12 protein-coding genes and 2 tRNA genes are annotated in these 14,391 nt (G+C 48.9%); 7 read left to right on the forward strand and 7 right to left on the reverse strand.

The window, feature by feature from the left end; genetic code table 11:
* The first annotated feature begins 20 nt into the window (after nucleotides 1-20).
* The 7 genes from F941_RS15540 to F941_RS15575 all read left to right on the forward strand — a co-directional run bounded on the left by F941_RS15540 (nucleotide 21) and on the right by F941_RS15575 (nucleotide 8,009).
* Nucleotides 21-1,451 (forward strand): AAA family ATPase, encoded by a 1,431-nt coding sequence (locus F941_RS15540; protein ID WP_005013256.1) that lies wholly within the window; start codon nucleotides 21-23, stop codon nucleotides 1,449-1,451.
* Between the two features lie 338 nt (nucleotides 1,452-1,789).
* Nucleotides 1,790-4,627 (forward strand): monovalent cation/H+ antiporter subunit A, encoded by a 2,838-nt coding sequence (locus F941_RS15550; protein WP_005013257.1) that lies wholly within the window; start codon nucleotides 1,790-1,792, stop codon nucleotides 4,625-4,627.
* Nucleotides 4,628-4,631: 4 nt separating this feature from the next.
* Nucleotides 4,632-4,997, forward strand: a complete 366-nt coding sequence (locus F941_RS15555) for a Na+/H+ antiporter subunit C (protein WP_005013260.1) — start codon at nucleotides 4,632-4,634, stop codon at nucleotides 4,995-4,997.
* Entirely contained in the window at nucleotides 4,997-6,805 is a 1,809-nt protein-coding gene (locus tag F941_RS15560) for a monovalent cation/H+ antiporter subunit D (protein WP_005013266.1), read from the forward strand. Before F941_RS15555 ends, F941_RS15560 begins: the two co-directional genes overlap by 1 nt.
* On the forward strand, nucleotides 6,806-7,327 hold the full coding sequence (locus F941_RS15565; RefSeq protein ID WP_005013268.1) for a Na+/H+ antiporter subunit E: 522 nt from the start codon (nucleotides 6,806-6,808) through the stop codon (nucleotides 7,325-7,327).
* Nucleotides 7,324-7,599 carry a monovalent cation/H+ antiporter subunit F gene (locus F941_RS15570; protein ID WP_005013270.1) on the forward strand — a complete coding sequence of 92 codons (276 nt, stop codon included), beginning with the start codon at nucleotides 7,324-7,326 and terminating at the stop codon, nucleotides 7,597-7,599. The genes F941_RS15565 and F941_RS15570 overlap by 4 nt, the downstream gene beginning before the upstream one ends.
* Before the next feature lie 11 nt (nucleotides 7,600-7,610).
* The gene (locus F941_RS15575; RefSeq protein WP_005013273.1) at nucleotides 7,611-8,009 is read left to right on the forward strand and encodes a Na+/H+ antiporter subunit G; all 399 of its coding nucleotides are present in this window, start codon (nucleotides 7,611-7,613) and stop codon (nucleotides 8,007-8,009) included.
* Nucleotides 8,010-8,020: 11 nt separating this feature from the next.
* Here F941_RS15575 and F941_RS15580 read toward each other — a convergent pair whose 3' ends face one another.
* The 7 genes from F941_RS15580 to F941_RS15610 all read right to left on the reverse strand — a co-directional run bounded on the left by F941_RS15580 (nucleotide 8,021) and on the right by F941_RS15610 (nucleotide 14,377).
* The gene (locus F941_RS15580; protein WP_005013274.1) at nucleotides 8,021-8,665 is read right to left on the reverse strand and encodes an 8-oxoguanine DNA glycosylase OGG fold protein; all 645 of its coding nucleotides are present in this window, start codon (nucleotides 8,663-8,665) and stop codon (nucleotides 8,021-8,023) included.
* Between the two features lie 83 nt (nucleotides 8,666-8,748).
* Complete coding sequence (locus F941_RS15585; RefSeq protein WP_005013277.1) at nucleotides 8,749-9,153, reverse strand: ribosome-binding factor A; 405 nt, start codon at nucleotides 9,151-9,153, stop codon at nucleotides 8,749-8,751.
* Nucleotides 9,153-11,864, reverse strand: coding sequence for a translation initiation factor IF-2 (gene infB, locus F941_RS15590; protein WP_005013285.1), 2,712 nt, complete (start codon nucleotides 11,862-11,864; stop codon nucleotides 9,153-9,155). Before infB ends, F941_RS15585 begins: the two co-directional genes overlap by 1 nt.
* Nucleotides 11,865-11,874: 10 nt before the next feature.
* The gene (gene nusA, locus F941_RS15595) at nucleotides 11,875-13,359 is read right to left on the reverse strand and encodes a transcription termination factor NusA (RefSeq protein ID WP_005013286.1); all 1,485 of its coding nucleotides are present in this window, start codon (nucleotides 13,357-13,359) and stop codon (nucleotides 11,875-11,877) included.
* A gap of 23 nt (nucleotides 13,360-13,382) precedes the next feature.
* Nucleotides 13,383-13,919, reverse strand: coding sequence for a ribosome maturation factor RimP (gene rimP, locus F941_RS15600; RefSeq protein WP_005013289.1), 537 nt, complete (start codon nucleotides 13,917-13,919; stop codon nucleotides 13,383-13,385).
* Between the two features lie 215 nt (nucleotides 13,920-14,134).
* Nucleotides 14,135-14,211 (reverse strand) — tRNA-Met (locus F941_RS15605).
* 89 nt (nucleotides 14,212-14,300) lie between these two features.
* A tRNA-Met gene (locus tag F941_RS15610) sits at nucleotides 14,301-14,377 on the reverse strand.
* Between the last annotated feature and the right edge of the window lie 14 nt (nucleotides 14,378-14,391).

The following is a 14,391-nucleotide window of genomic DNA, read 5'->3' on the forward strand; positions in this document are numbered from 1 at the left end:
AAATCAGCTGAAGGTGTGTTATGAAAATTGAATCCATCCAGCTCAAGCACACCTTGCACTTCACCGACCTGCAGGCAAAATTCAACTGCCATGAGCAGCCGGTCGCCTTAATTTTAGGCGATCAAGGTTCCGGAAAAACCTCTATCCTGCGCTTCACCTATCAGGCGCTGACCTGGTTTGCCGCCCGCTATAAAGACCTGCGCACCGCGGGTGTGGTGATGCTGGATCAGGACATCATGCTGAACCGCCTGCAGGCTAAAATTGATGTGCGGATCAGTTATCCTGCTGAAATGGGGAAATTATCCAGCAACCATGACCTGCCTTTAAACGAACCAGAAAGCCAGCAGGCTGCGTCAGACACCGATCATTTTCATTGTTCTTGGCAACTGTATAAAACCTTAAACAGCCAAGGCATGGGCATCAGCAAAGCAGAAACGCCGCAGCTGGAAGAATTGGCAGCCCGCTATCAGCGCGCGTTAAAAGACGACCCTTTGCTTGGCTTGCCGCTCATCGCCTATTATCCTGCGGAACGCTTTGTCAATGAAGTGAATTTGCTGAATAAAAATAACCCTGCCATTTTTCAGCCCGCGCATGCTTACGAAATTTCTGCCATTCCTTTCACCACCTTCAGCCGGTTTTTTGAATGGTTCCGCGAAATCTGCGACATCGAAAATGCGCAAAGCGCTCAGATGGTGCAAGACATTCTGCATAAAAATAAATCAGGCGCAGCTGCGGAAATAAAATCCGACAGCTTCTTCGCCAGCCGCATTACCCAAGCCCTTGCAGAAATGCACGCGCCTGCATTGCAGTCGCTTAGACGCGCCTTGGCCATTGTTCTGCCTGAATTCAGCAACATCTATCTGCAATATCATCCCAAATTGCAGCTGATGGTGACTTATCAAGGCCAAACCATGCTGTTTCAGCAGCTGTCCAACAGCATCCGCAATTTAACGGCTTTGGTTGGTGATATTGTGCGGCGCATGTGCCTGCTTAATCCAGCCAGCCTCTATCCTTGTGAAGAAGGTGAAGGCATTCTGCTGATTGACGCGATTGACCATCAGCTGGATCAGAACATGGCGCAAGCCATTTTACCCGCTTTGCATCAAGCCTTCCCGCGCCTGCAGATCATTGCCACAGGCAATCGTCCGGAACTGCTGGAGCAGGCATCGGCCTTTCAATGCTTCAAACTTGACAATAAACAGCTGTCGCCAATTCAAACAGAGCCGCAGCAGCTTGAAGAGATTTATGCGCAGCTTTATTCAGAGGGCGCTCTTTTACCTGCAGAAACTGACAGCCAGCCTTCCCTCTTGCAAGAACCGCCAGCAGATATGCCGACAGCAGAATCGCTGCTGCTGCAAATTCAGCAGCAGCTGGACGGTGAACAGCAGCAGGAATTAATCCGCCTCTTGAATGGCAGCGGCCCCAGCCTCAGCAGCGGCCCCCTGCTTTAAAGCATGTTGCAGCGCTCAATAAACTGCTGGGCAAATTCATATTTGGCAGAAAATGCAGACTGTTCAGCCCATCACCCCACAGACAATTGCAGCAGGCGTATAATGTTGAACGGATGCAGAAAAAAGATTGAAGTTGAGGCTGTGCTGTAATATGATCGGTTTTACTTGCAATTTCTATATTAAAATCGGAATTTGCAATCATTTACATGCTGCGCAATACAGCTGCTTTAATTTTCAATACATTGGCTTTCAAGATTAAACACTTTGGATCGCTCCTTGCTGTCCTGAAACGCTTGAAAGATGAAGATTCACTCTAGGTGCATAACCTAATCACGACAATGGATACGAGTGTGCTGCCGATTATTATATTGTTACCGCTAGTGCTGGGTACATGCCTTGTTTCCTGGCTCAAGCAGTTCTCCCGCGGAGCAACAGCCTTTGGGGCTATTGGGGTCAGCATCAGCAGTTTAGCGCTGCTCCTGACTCAGGCAAAAGACGTCTTTAATGGCCAAGTGCTCATTCAAACATGGTCATGGCTTCCCCAGCTGGGCCTGGATTTCAGCTTCCGCTTAGATTCACTGGGCCTGCTGTTCTCCCTGCTGATCACCGGCATCGGCACACTGATTTATATCTACGCGTATTATTACCTCAGCCCTAAAAACTCCCTCAGCAAGCTGTATATGATGCTCATGCTGTTCATGGCAGCCATGCTGGGCATTTCACTGTCAAACAACTTAATGCTGCTGCTGGTCTTCTGGGAGTTGACCAGTATTTCATCTTTCCTGCTGGTCGGTTACTGGAGCAATTACGAAGCCGCCCAGCGCGGTTCACGCATGGCGCTCACCATTACCGGCATGGGCGGGCTGTGCATGCTGGGGGCCTTTGTTTTACTCGGCCAAGTGACTGGCACGTATCAAATTGACCAAATTCTCGGCATGCGGGAACTCATTCAAAACCATGCGTTGTTTGTGCCGATTCTGCTGCTGACCTTAATCGGCGCATTTACCAAAAGCGCGCAGTTTCCGTTCCACTTTTGGCTGCCGAATGCCATGGCCGCGCCCACACCGGTCTCTGCATACCTGCACTCTGCAACCATGGTCAAAGCCGGAATTTTCCTGCTGGCTCGCTTGCTGCCGATTTTTGCCGGCGCAGCGCTCTATCATAATATTGTGACCTTTGTCGGCCTGTTTACTTTATGCATGGCGGCATTCTTTGCGATTTTCAAAGAAGATTTAAAAGGCTTACTGGCCTACTCGACCATCAGCCATTTGGGCCTGATCGTCTGCCTGCTGGGCATCGGTTCGCCGCTGGCCGTAGCCGCAGCCATTTTCCATATCATTAACCACGCGACATTTAAAGCGGCCCTGTTCATGCTTGCCGGCATCATCGACCATGAATCCGGCACCCGTGACCTGCGCAAGCTCAGCGGCTTATGGCAGCTGCTGCCCTTTACCGCCACCCTGACCATGATCACCGCCGCCTCTATGGCTGGCGTACCGCTGACCAACGGCTTCCTGTCTAAAGAGATGTTCTTTACCGAACTGCTGCGTGAACTGTCCGGGCCTATTCTGATTGGCTCCGCAATTACCGCAACACTGGCGGGGATCTTTGCCGTCGCCTACTCTATCCGCCTGGTGCATGGGGTCTTTTTTGACGGCCCGGTCGGCAAAGATGTGCCCAACAAAAATGCGCATGAACCGCCATTCGGAATGCGTGCGCCTGCAACGCTTTTAGCTGTTCTCTGCATTTTAGTGGGCCTGCTCCCTGCCCTGCTGATAGAGCAAATTGTGAATAGCACGGCACAGGCCAGCACCCAGAATTTTGCCTTTGAAGGCGTGCATATCGCCCTCTGGCATGGCTTCAACATTCCGCTGGTCATGAGCCTGATCGCGCTATTCGGCGGCATCATCTTCTATTTTTCTTTGGCCAAAGGCGGGCGTATCCGCTCAATTGACCTTGATCCGGCGCTGGGCAAGTTTCAGGGCAGAATTCTATTTGACCTTTTTTTAAAGCATCTTTTGCTGCAGTCACGCAAATTCAAGCGGGCAACAGAAAACGGATCACTGCAAAGCTACTTGATATGGATTATCCTGTTCAGCATCGCGGTTGTTGCCGTGCCGCTGACCTCGCAAGGCATTAGCACAGGCACCCGTGAACTGACTCATGCGCCTGCCATCGCCATTGTTTTATGGATGCTGCTGTTCTCTGCCTGCTGGATGATGCTGTGGTTCCATCATGAACGCATTAAAGCGGTTCTGATCAGCGGCGCTGTAGGTCTAGTGGTGACCATGGTCTTTATTTGCTTCTCTGCGCCGGACTTGGCCTTAACGCAAATTACGGTCGACGTCGTCACCACAGTGCTGCTGCTGATGAGCCTGTCGTTACTTCCTCAGTTAACGCCTTATGAATCCAGCGTTTCGCGGCGCTGGCGCGATGCCCTGATTGCAATTGGCGGGGGCGCGGGCATTGCCTGGATTACCTGGCTGATTCTGACCCGTGACCACAATTCAATTTCATGGTTTTTCATGCAGCAGTCGATTCCGCTGGGCGGCGGCACCAATGTCGTGAATGTCATTTTGGTTGATTTCCGCGGGTTCGATACCTTCGGTGAAATCACGGTCTTGGGGATCGCCGCAATTGGCGCCCTCTGCCTGATGGATGGCATGCGGGCGCACGGCACCACGATTACCCAAGGGCTGAGCTACCGTTTTAATCCCTCACCGCTGATGTTCCGCATCACGGCGTCCTGGATACTGCCGCTGGCCTTGGTGGTCAGCCTGTACATTTTCCTGCGCGGGCACAATTTGCCCGGCGGCGGATTTATTGCAGGGCTGATCACTTCATTGGCGCTGATCATCCAGTATATTGCCCTCGGCCAGGATCAGGCTGAACGCCTGCTTCATGCCAAATCCGGACGCCTGTATGAAATCTGGATCGGCATTGGCCTTGTGGTTGCCGGTTTCACTGGCCTTGGCGCGTGGTTCTGGGGGCGCCCATTCCTCACCAGCGCGCACATTTATGTTCATCCGCCTGTTATCGGCGAGATGCATTTAGCCAGTGCAGCCTTATTTGATGTTGGGGTCTATATCACAGTTGTCGGCGCAACCATGCTGATGATTTCCGTTCTGGGCGATTCCCGGCATTCCAGCATGTCTGGTCCAGTACCTAAAGGATAAGCACATGATCAGTTTAGAATTTTTATTGACTACTGCCATTGGCTTACTGACTGCGACAGGCATTTACTTAATCCTGCGGGCGCGTACTTTTCCTGTGGTGCTTGGCTTGGCGATGATCGGCTATGCCGTCAACCTATTTTTATTCGCCATGGGCCGCATTCAAATCAACGCCCCTGCGGTATTGACTGAAACAGCCAAATCCACCGATCCATTGCCGCAGGCGCTGGTGCTGACGGCAATTGTGATTGGATTTGCCACAACCGCCTTTATTGTGCAGCTGGCGTTGCGCAGCCGTTTTGAATCAGGAACAGATCACGTCGATGCTAAAGAGGAAATACCGCAATTTGATCCGCGGGAGGATGAGCCATAATGAATGACTTCATCCAATTTTGGGCCCAGCACACTCCAATTTTCAGTATTTTAATTCCGGCATTGACTGCATTTCTGCTCGTTCTATTAGGCAATCCCGGTTCTGGCGCACTCGCTCAGGACTGGCGTCAGCCTTGGCGGCGCGGCATCAGTTTTGTATCGTCCATTCTCGGGCTGCTGACTGCCGTCAGCTATTTGATTTTTGCCAGTTCGGGGCAAATCAGTGTTTATAATCTGGGCGAATGGGCTGCGCCATTTGGCATTGTCTTGGTGCTGGATCAGCTGTCAGCGTTCATGCTGGTGCTGACCTATGGTTTGGCCGTGCCCATCATGTGGTACGCCAGTAAAGAATGGGACGAACGCGGGCGCTATTTCCATGCGATGTTCCATTTTCTGCTGATGGGGCTATGCGGCGCATTTCTCACCGGAGATTTATTCAACCTCTTTGTTTTCTTTGAAATCCTGCTGATGGCTTCTTATGTGCTGCTGCTGCATGGCCAAGGCAAGGCCCGGTTTCAGCTGGGCGTACATTATGTCACCATTAACCTGCTGGCTTCTGCGCTGTTCCTGATTGGCTTAGGCCTGATTTACGGCAGTGTCGGCAGCCTGAATATGGCGGATGTTGCCCGCCTAATGCCATTATTGGAGCATGATCAGCACCGTCTGGCCGTGGCAGGCGGGCTTTTGCTTTTCGTGGTTTTCGGCATTAAAGCCGCCATGCTTCCTGTCGGGTTTTGGCTGCCAAAAACTTATGCTGTGGCTGCAACGCCAGTGGCCGCACTATTTACCATTATGACCAAAGTCGGCATTTATGCCATTTTGCGGGTCAACGGTACAGTCTTTGATGATGAGGTCAGCCGGCAAATTCTGCAAAACTGGCTGCTGCCGATTGGCTTAATCACCTCGGTTTACGGCGTGATTGGCGCAATTGGCGCAGAACGCCTGCGCCGTTTTGTCGGTTTTATGATTTTATCCTCGATCGGCACCATCTTGATCGCCATTTCACTGTTCAGTACGCAGGCTTGGGCAGCGGGACTGTATTATCTGGTGCACAGCACTTTGGCCGGGGCCGCTTTTTATCTGCTGTGCGGATGGATTACCTCTCAGCGCGTTGAATTTAAAGATCATTTTAAAATTGCCCCGCAGATGAAACAGCACAAAACTGTCGCCCTCACGTACTTTATTATTGCACTGATGATGGCTGGCCTGCCGCCATTCAGCGGTTTCCTCGGTAAAGTGTTTATTTTACAGGCGACGTCTTCATCACCGCATCAGCTGCTGATTATTTTAACGGTGCTGGCTGTCAGCCTGCTCAGCATTATTGCCATGACGCGGGTCGGTTTTATTCTGTTCTGGCGCGCCAGCAAGCCTGAAGACAACCCTGAAACCATCGCATTCAAAGCTTATCAAGCTTTGCCCGCAGAAGCGCCGAAACGCAATGACACAGCCATCTATATCCTGCTGGCAGGATTGCTTGCCTATATGGCATGCGCCGCGCCTATTTATCAGTATGTGCTGAATACTGCGCAGCAAATCCAAAATAATGTAATGTATGAAAATGTGCTGCTGAAAAAAGATGAACATGGCGAGATAATCAGTGTCCAGCCATTTGACCCTGAAAACCTGCCAGAAACCAAATACGGCGGAGAAACAGCAGATCCGAATGCGCATTTGATACCGCAATTAATTGCGCCTGAAACCTTGGATGGAGAACATATTTCAGAATATAAAAAGCGTCAGATACTGCAGCAAAAGCTTGAAGAAGAATCCGCTGCAGATGCTCAGCTTAAGCCCATGGAGGCGCAATAGATGAAAATCGCTTCAGTTTTTGAACGCTGGTTCCCTCATCCGCTGGTTTCTGTCATTGTCGGACTCAGCTGGCTGATGCTGAACCACAGCTTAGATGCAGGCACTATTTTAATGGCGCTGATTTTGGCAGTCGGCATTCCGCGCTTGGTTCGCCCATTTATTGCGCGTACACCCAATATTGATTGGCTCCCAGCCATTCGATTATTTTTTGTGGTGCTATGGGACATCATTGTCAGCAATATCAAAGTCGCAAAATTGGTCTTGGGCCCGATGCATAAAATGCACCCAAAATGGTTTCGGATTCCCTTGGAAACACAGCATGAAGAAGTGAATACCCTATTGGCAATGATCATCACCACTACGCCAGGCACAGTGTCTGCGGGCATTGATCAGGACCGCGGCGATATCTTAGTGCATGCTTTAAGTGCCGATGATACTGAAGCTGAAATTCAAAATATCAAAGACCGCTATGAGAAACCGCTGATGCAGATTTTCGGTGTTCAGCCAGGAGAATCATCATGACTATTTTGCCTTATGCGCTGGCCATCTGCTTGGGCGCTGTCACGATCTCAATGCTTTTCTGCTTAATTCGGCTGATTATCGGGCCGTCTATCGTTGACCGCTTGCTGGCCTTAGATACTCTATTTTTGAACGCAACCTGCCTCATTGTGATTTTGGAAATTTACTGGGCCAGCACTGCCATGTTTGAAGGCGCGCTGCTGGTTGCAATGCTGGGCTTCGTTTCTACCGCCGCGCTGGCCCGTTATTTCACCACTGGCCATGTGATTGATTAGGAGAATATTCAATGCAGCTCGCAATGGAAATCACCGTTTCTATTTTTCTGATTATTGGCGCTTTTTTCATGCTGGTCGGCGGCATTGGCATGGTGAGGCTGCCTGACTTGTTCATGCGCCTGCATGCCCCAACCAAATCCAGTACCTTAGGTCTAGGCAGCTTTCTAATTGCGGCCATTATTTATGCTGCCTTTCATGGGCGGCTTGGCTTTGCAGAACTGCTGCTGACTCTGCTGGCGTTTATTACTGCGCCAGTATCCGCCAATTTAATTGCACAGGCGGCATTGCATTTGCGTCTTCGCTCTATGAGCGGGGATGTGCCGGAAACCTTAAACCGCCCTTTGCCTTGGCAGCGTACCCGCCGCCGCGCATTTCACAATAAGCATGAAGACAGCGAAAATCAGCTGTAAAAAAGATAATGCTATTCATCGTACAAAAATAAATACATTTCTAGCGCTTCAGCACTAACTTTGTGTTGTTGCGCTAATTGGTGCATCTGAACATTGTACTGACTGTAATGTTCAAATTTATCAGATGGTTTCACATCAATTAAATTTACCAGTGTTGGCGGGCAACTCAATCTGATTAATGACCGAGCAACTCGAATATCAAATATTAAAAAGTAATCTGAGTGCTCCAAAGCGCGCGTTGAAAAATAAAGTAATTTAGAAATATAGCTAATATTCAATCCTTTAATCGATTTTAATATTTTATATGCTTGTTGAATATTCTCCTCTTTTACATGCATAAAGGCTGACTGCATGCGCTTTACATTCTCTGAAGTATAATATTTATTTGTTCTATATGTACCATAGCCAGTATCAGCAAAGCCCCAAATCATCGTCAGTACAAAAGGGAGTTCCACCCCAACTTTATGATCAAAATAATTTTTAAAACTTTCAATCACATGCTCCCTTGAAATATCATCATCACAATAATTTTGTGCAGCACATTTCAAGTCTGGATGTAGATTACTCCAACGATTAGAATTATATTCAAATTTGGATTTATTTAACGGATCAAGGTTTCGGATCACCAATAATTGGCACTCACTCAGATATAGCATTTTTAAGATCCCTCACTATTTTATCTAATTATAAGTCATAAAAAAGCCGCCCGAAGGCGGCTTTTTTATTGTCCTAGCAGGACTTATTCTTCATCTTTTTTTGCATCTTCAGGAGGCAAGTCCTTCACTGCTTCTGCAATCAGGCCAAACATATAGTTGCCATAGGCATTGGTTTTGTCGTAGTGGAAACGCAAACGCGGCGTTATACGTGTCTTGATGCTGCGGCTAAGCTCATGACGCAAGAAACCTGATGCCTTGTTCAAGACCTCTAAAGTTTCTTTATTCGCCGCTTCGCTTTGCTCATCACCTAATTCACGTCCCATCACAGTGACATAAACTTCAGCATAACCCAAGTCTGGACTGACTTTCACCGCAGAGATGGTCACTAGGCCACCTAAACGCGGATCTTTGAGTTCCTGGCGGATCAGTTCAGACAACTCGCGCTGAACTGTATCTGCCATACGCTTAAGACGCTGACTACCCGCCATTAAAGACTCCGTTTAATCAATTGAACGTCATACACTTCAATCTTATCTTGAACTTTGATGTCTTTGTAGCCTTTAACAGCCAGGCCGCATTCCATGCCGGCGCGAACTTCTTCAACCACTTCTTTATAACGGCGAAGAGATTCAAGCTCACCCTGGAATACAACAACATCATCACGCAATACACGGATTGGCTTGTTGCGGTGCAGCATGCCTTCCAGCACCATACAGCCTGCTGCCGCGCCGAATTTGCTTGAGTGGAACACTTCACGCACTTCAGCAACACCCAGAATTGTTTCACGGTGTTCTGGCGCAAGCTTGCCGCTCATTGCCGCTTTCACGTCATCAATCAATTCATAAATGATTGAGTAGTAACGGATATCAATGCCGTCTGCATCTGCTTTTTGACGCGCAGTTGTATCTGCACGGACGTTAAAGCCAAGAAGCACAGCTTCTGAAGATTCAGCCAATGTCACGTCAGACTCAGTAATCGCACCGACACCTGAACTGATGACGCGCACTTTCACTTCATCTGTTGCAAGCTCAGCCAGCGCAACATGCAATGCTTCTAAAGTACCGCGCACGTCAGTCTTAAGAACCACATTCACGATAGGCACATCTTTCTTGCCCATAGATGCCATAAGGTTTTCAAGACGCATTGCGCTTTGACGCTCAAGACGTTTCTGGCGTTCACGGTCCATACGCGCATCGGCAACTTCACGCGCTTTTTTCTCATCATCAACGACAAGAACTTCATCACCCGCCATCGGCGCTTCTGGAAGGCCAAGGATTTCTACAGGAATTGAAGGGCCCGCTGATTTGATGCGCTGACCGTTTTCATCTGTCATTGCACGAACACGGCCATAAGATGAACCGGCAAGAACCAAGTCACCTACTTTCAAAGTACCGTTTTGAACCAGGATAGACGTGACCGCACCGCGGCCTTTGTCTACGCGCGCTTCAATAACAACACCTTGCGCTGCGCCTTCTTCAGATGCTTTCAGTTCCAGCATTTCAGCTTGGATAGAAATCAAATCAAGCAGCTCATCGATTCCCATGCCTGAATGCGCAGAAACCATGGCAACAGGAACATCGCCGCCCCATTGTTCAGGCACGATCTGCTTCGCAGTCAATTCATTCAATACGCGGTCTGGATCAGCAGACTCTTTATCCATTTTATTGATTGCAACAATAATTGGCGTACCTGCAGCGCGGGCATGATCAATCGCTTCAGCAGTTTGCGGCATAACACCGTCATCCGCCGCTACAACCAGCACCACGATATCTGTCGCTTTCGCGCCGCGTGAACGCATTGCAGTAAATGCCGCATGTCCCGGAGTATCCAAGAAAGTAATAATGCCTTTCTCAGTTTTCACATGGTACGCGCCAATATGCTGTGTAATACCGCCCGCTTCGCCTGCAGCCACTTTAGTGCGGCGGATCCGGTCAAGCAGCGACGTTTTACCATGGTCAACGTGACCCATTATAGTCACTACTGGAGGACGCGTCGTTTGCGCGCCGCGCGCTTCTTCAGCAGCTTCCAACAAGTTGTCTTCAGCTTGCGTATCAGATACACGAACCGGGTTATGGCCCATTTCCTCAACAACCAGCGCTGCAATATCTTGCTCAATCGCTTGGTTCTGCGTTACCAGCTCACCCATTTTCATCAGTGACTTGATAACTTCACGGACCTTAACCGCCATTTTTTGCGCAAGGTCAGCAACAACAATCGTTTCACCGATTTCTACATCATACACTTGCTTTTTAACTGGTTTTTCAAAGCCATGCTTGTTTGCCTGGCTTGTTTTCAAACCGCGTTTATGCTGATTGTGGCTGAAAGATTGCTCTTCTTGACCGCGGCGGCCGCCTTTTTTCGGCGAACGCGTATTCGTGGTGTTGCCGCCGCGCTTGATTTCACGGTCTTCTTTGGCAAATGAATCTTCATAAGCCTGGCCTACAAGGCCTGCGGCTAATGGAGAATCATCTACAACACGAATGGTTGCAGTGGTATCTTCAGACGTATACTTAGACGCCATCTGACGCATTTGCTCAAGCGTACGCTGCTGCGCTTCTTCAGCCGCTTTACGGCGCACTGCTTCTTCAGTCGCTTTCAGCTGCGCAGTCTGCGCTTCACGCGCTTTCTTCTGCTCAGCAGTCTCAGTCACTTTAACCACTTGCTTCACAATTGGCTTATTGTTTGACTTGCGCTTCACCACAACTGCAGCTTTAGGCACTTCCTGCTTCGCAGTTTCCTGCTTGGCTGCAGCGCGCATAGCTTCAAGCGCCTGCTTAGCTTTAGAGTCACCCTGTTTTGGCGCTTCTTGCTGCGCTGCAGAAGACGGGCTTGCCGCTTCTTCACGCGCTTTTTGGTCTGCCTGCGCTTTAGCCAAAGCTTCAGCTTTAATCTGTTCTGGATCAGGCTTGGTAAACGTATGCTTCTTGCGAACTTCTACGTTAATGGTTTTCGCCTTACCTGATGTACTTGCTACTTTAGCTGTACTGGTCGTTTTACGTTTCAACGTGATTTTTCCTGCGTGTCCATCGTCTTGACCATGAACTTTCTTCAAATGGTTGACGAGTACATTTTGTTGTTCGGCGGTAATAATGTCATCAGCTTTACCTTGCGGCAAACCTGCATCACGAACCTGTTCCAGCAGCTTCTCAACCGGGGTACCCACGCTGAGCGCCAACTCTTTAATCGACTTGTCCGTCATATATTACCTCCTAGTTAAACCATGATTCGCGCGCTTTCATAATCAGTTGACCTGCTTTTTCTGCGCCCAAGCCTTCAATATCTTCGATATCGTCGGTGGCTTGGTCAGCCAAGTCATCTACTGTGATTACACCGCGGGCAGCAAGCGCATACGCGATCTCTTGAGTCATTCCTTCCATTGCAGCAAGTTCAGGACTCGGCTCTTGAATGTTTTCCTGCTGTTTCAATGCATCCGCCAATGCGACTTCTTTCGCACGGCTTTGCAGCAATTCAACAGTTTCAGCATCCAGTTCAATTTCATCGAATGTTTCCGCTGGAACATAAGCAACTTCTTCGACTGAAGTGAAGCCCATTTCCACCAGCGCCATCGCGAGGTCTTCTTCAATATCCAGACGTGTTACAAACATGTCTAAATACTGCTGCGCTTCATTTTGCTGACGTGCGTGATACTCATCTTCCAGCATCATGTTCAGCTTGTAGCCCGTCAATTCAGATGCTAAACGCACATTTTGACCTTGAGAGCCAATCGCGCGCGCCAGCTGATCGCTGGCAGCGAAGATGATGTCAGCAGTACGCTCTTCTTCATCAATCACAATGCCGGATACATCCGCAGGCTCTAAAGCGCTGGCGATGTACTGCGCAGCATCATCAGACCACACCACAACATCAATACGCTCGCCATTCAGTTCCTGCTGAACCGCCTGGATACGCGTACCGCGCATGCCGATACATGCGCCCACTGGGTCAATGCGGTGATCGTTGGTTTTCACCGCGATTTTAGCACGGACGCCAGGCTGACGCGCAGCCGCTTTGATTTCAATGATTTCTTCAGAAATTTCAGGAATTTCCTTTTTCATCAAAGCAATCAGCATTTCAGGCTTAGCACGCGACAATAATAATTGAGCGCCGCGGCCTTCACGGTTAACGCTGTAAAGAATCGCATTGACACGCTGTTTAGGACGCAAAATTTCTTTTGGAATCATTTCCTCGCGTGCAAGATAGGCTTCAGCATTATCACCTAAGTCAATAATGAAGCCGTCTTTAGTCTGCTTCTTCACTTCGCCGTAAATCAGCTCACCGACTTTAGATTCATAAGCATCGGCAATTAATGCGCGCTCTGCTTCACGAATCTTCTGCACGATAACCTGCTTCGCAATCTGCGCAGCGATACGGCCGAAATCAATCGATTCAACTTCAAGTTCACGGATATCGCCAATGGACCATTTTGCAGGATCAACATCAGAAATCGCATCCTGGCAAGCAGGCATTTCATGATCTTCATCCGCCACCACTTCCCATTGACGGAATGTGCTGTAGTCACCTGTACGGCGGTCGATTTCTACGCGAAGGCGCGCTTCTTCAGAATTTGTGCCTTCATAGAATTTCTTTTTAGTCGCGGCAACCAGAGCTTGTTCAAGCGCTTCAAAAATTGCATCGCGACTTACACCTTTTTCGTTACTAACCGTTTCTACTACGGTAAGAATTTCACGTGCCATAAGTCACCTATTCGTTCAGATTCTTATTTATTGAATGAATCTTGGTAGATTAAATTTGCTTTATCAATATTGTGACTGTCGATTTCCAGCACTTGCTGCTTTTCAACTTCAACCTGAATCATTTCATTTTCAAGGTCAACGGCCACAAGTTTTGCCTGGAATTTACGGCGGTTATCTACAGCACTGATAAGGCGCAATGCAACCTGCTGACCAATATAGCCGGTCATTTGCTCCAGCTTATAGAATGGGCGGTCCCAGCCTGGAGATGATACTTCCAGCGCATATTCACCGGAAATCGGATCATGCACATCCAGCATCGCGCCCACTTGCTGCGTCACGCGCACGCAATCCTGAACGCCAATACCGCGGCCCAGCTCTTCTTCGCCTTCTTCATTGATGATTGGCGCAGCGTTTTCATCTACCGGCTTGTCGATATAAATACGCAATAGCGAGCGCTTGCCTTGCGGCACAAAATCAATGCCCCAGAGCTCTACATTACATGCCTGCACAGCGGGTGCAATTAAGTCCTGAAGTGCTTGAGTTTTATTTGATAGCTTCATTTACTCTCGTCAAAATTATGAGATTTGATGGCCGGAATGACCACTGCAGACCAATGCCAGCTATTGTAGTCGTAAAATATGGCAATTTGACCAAATTTATGCCAGTACTACGCAATAGCCAATAAAAAAGGGCGTAAATCGCCCCAATTGTGCACAGAAAACCATAGTCCACTGTGCAAAAAGGCCCACCTAGTTGTGAGCCTCTTTTAGAAACTTGGTAGCGGGAGCTGGATTTGAACCAACGACCTTCGGGTTATGAGCCCGACGAGCTACCAGACTGCTCCATCCCGCATCAACGTGCAAAAATTATATACAAATTGCCAATCATTTTCAATGAAAACTGATCAACTGTACCCGATTAAGTTGCACCTTAATCAGAATTGGTAGCGGGAGCTGGATTTGAACCAACGACCTTCGGGTTATGAGCCCGACGAGCTACCAGACTGCTCCATCCCGCATCAATATGCAAAAA

The organism is Acinetobacter bouvetii DSM 14964 = CIP 107468 (genome assembly GCF_000368865.1).
Lineage (GTDB): Bacteria > Pseudomonadota > Gammaproteobacteria > Pseudomonadales > Moraxellaceae > Acinetobacter > Acinetobacter bouvetii.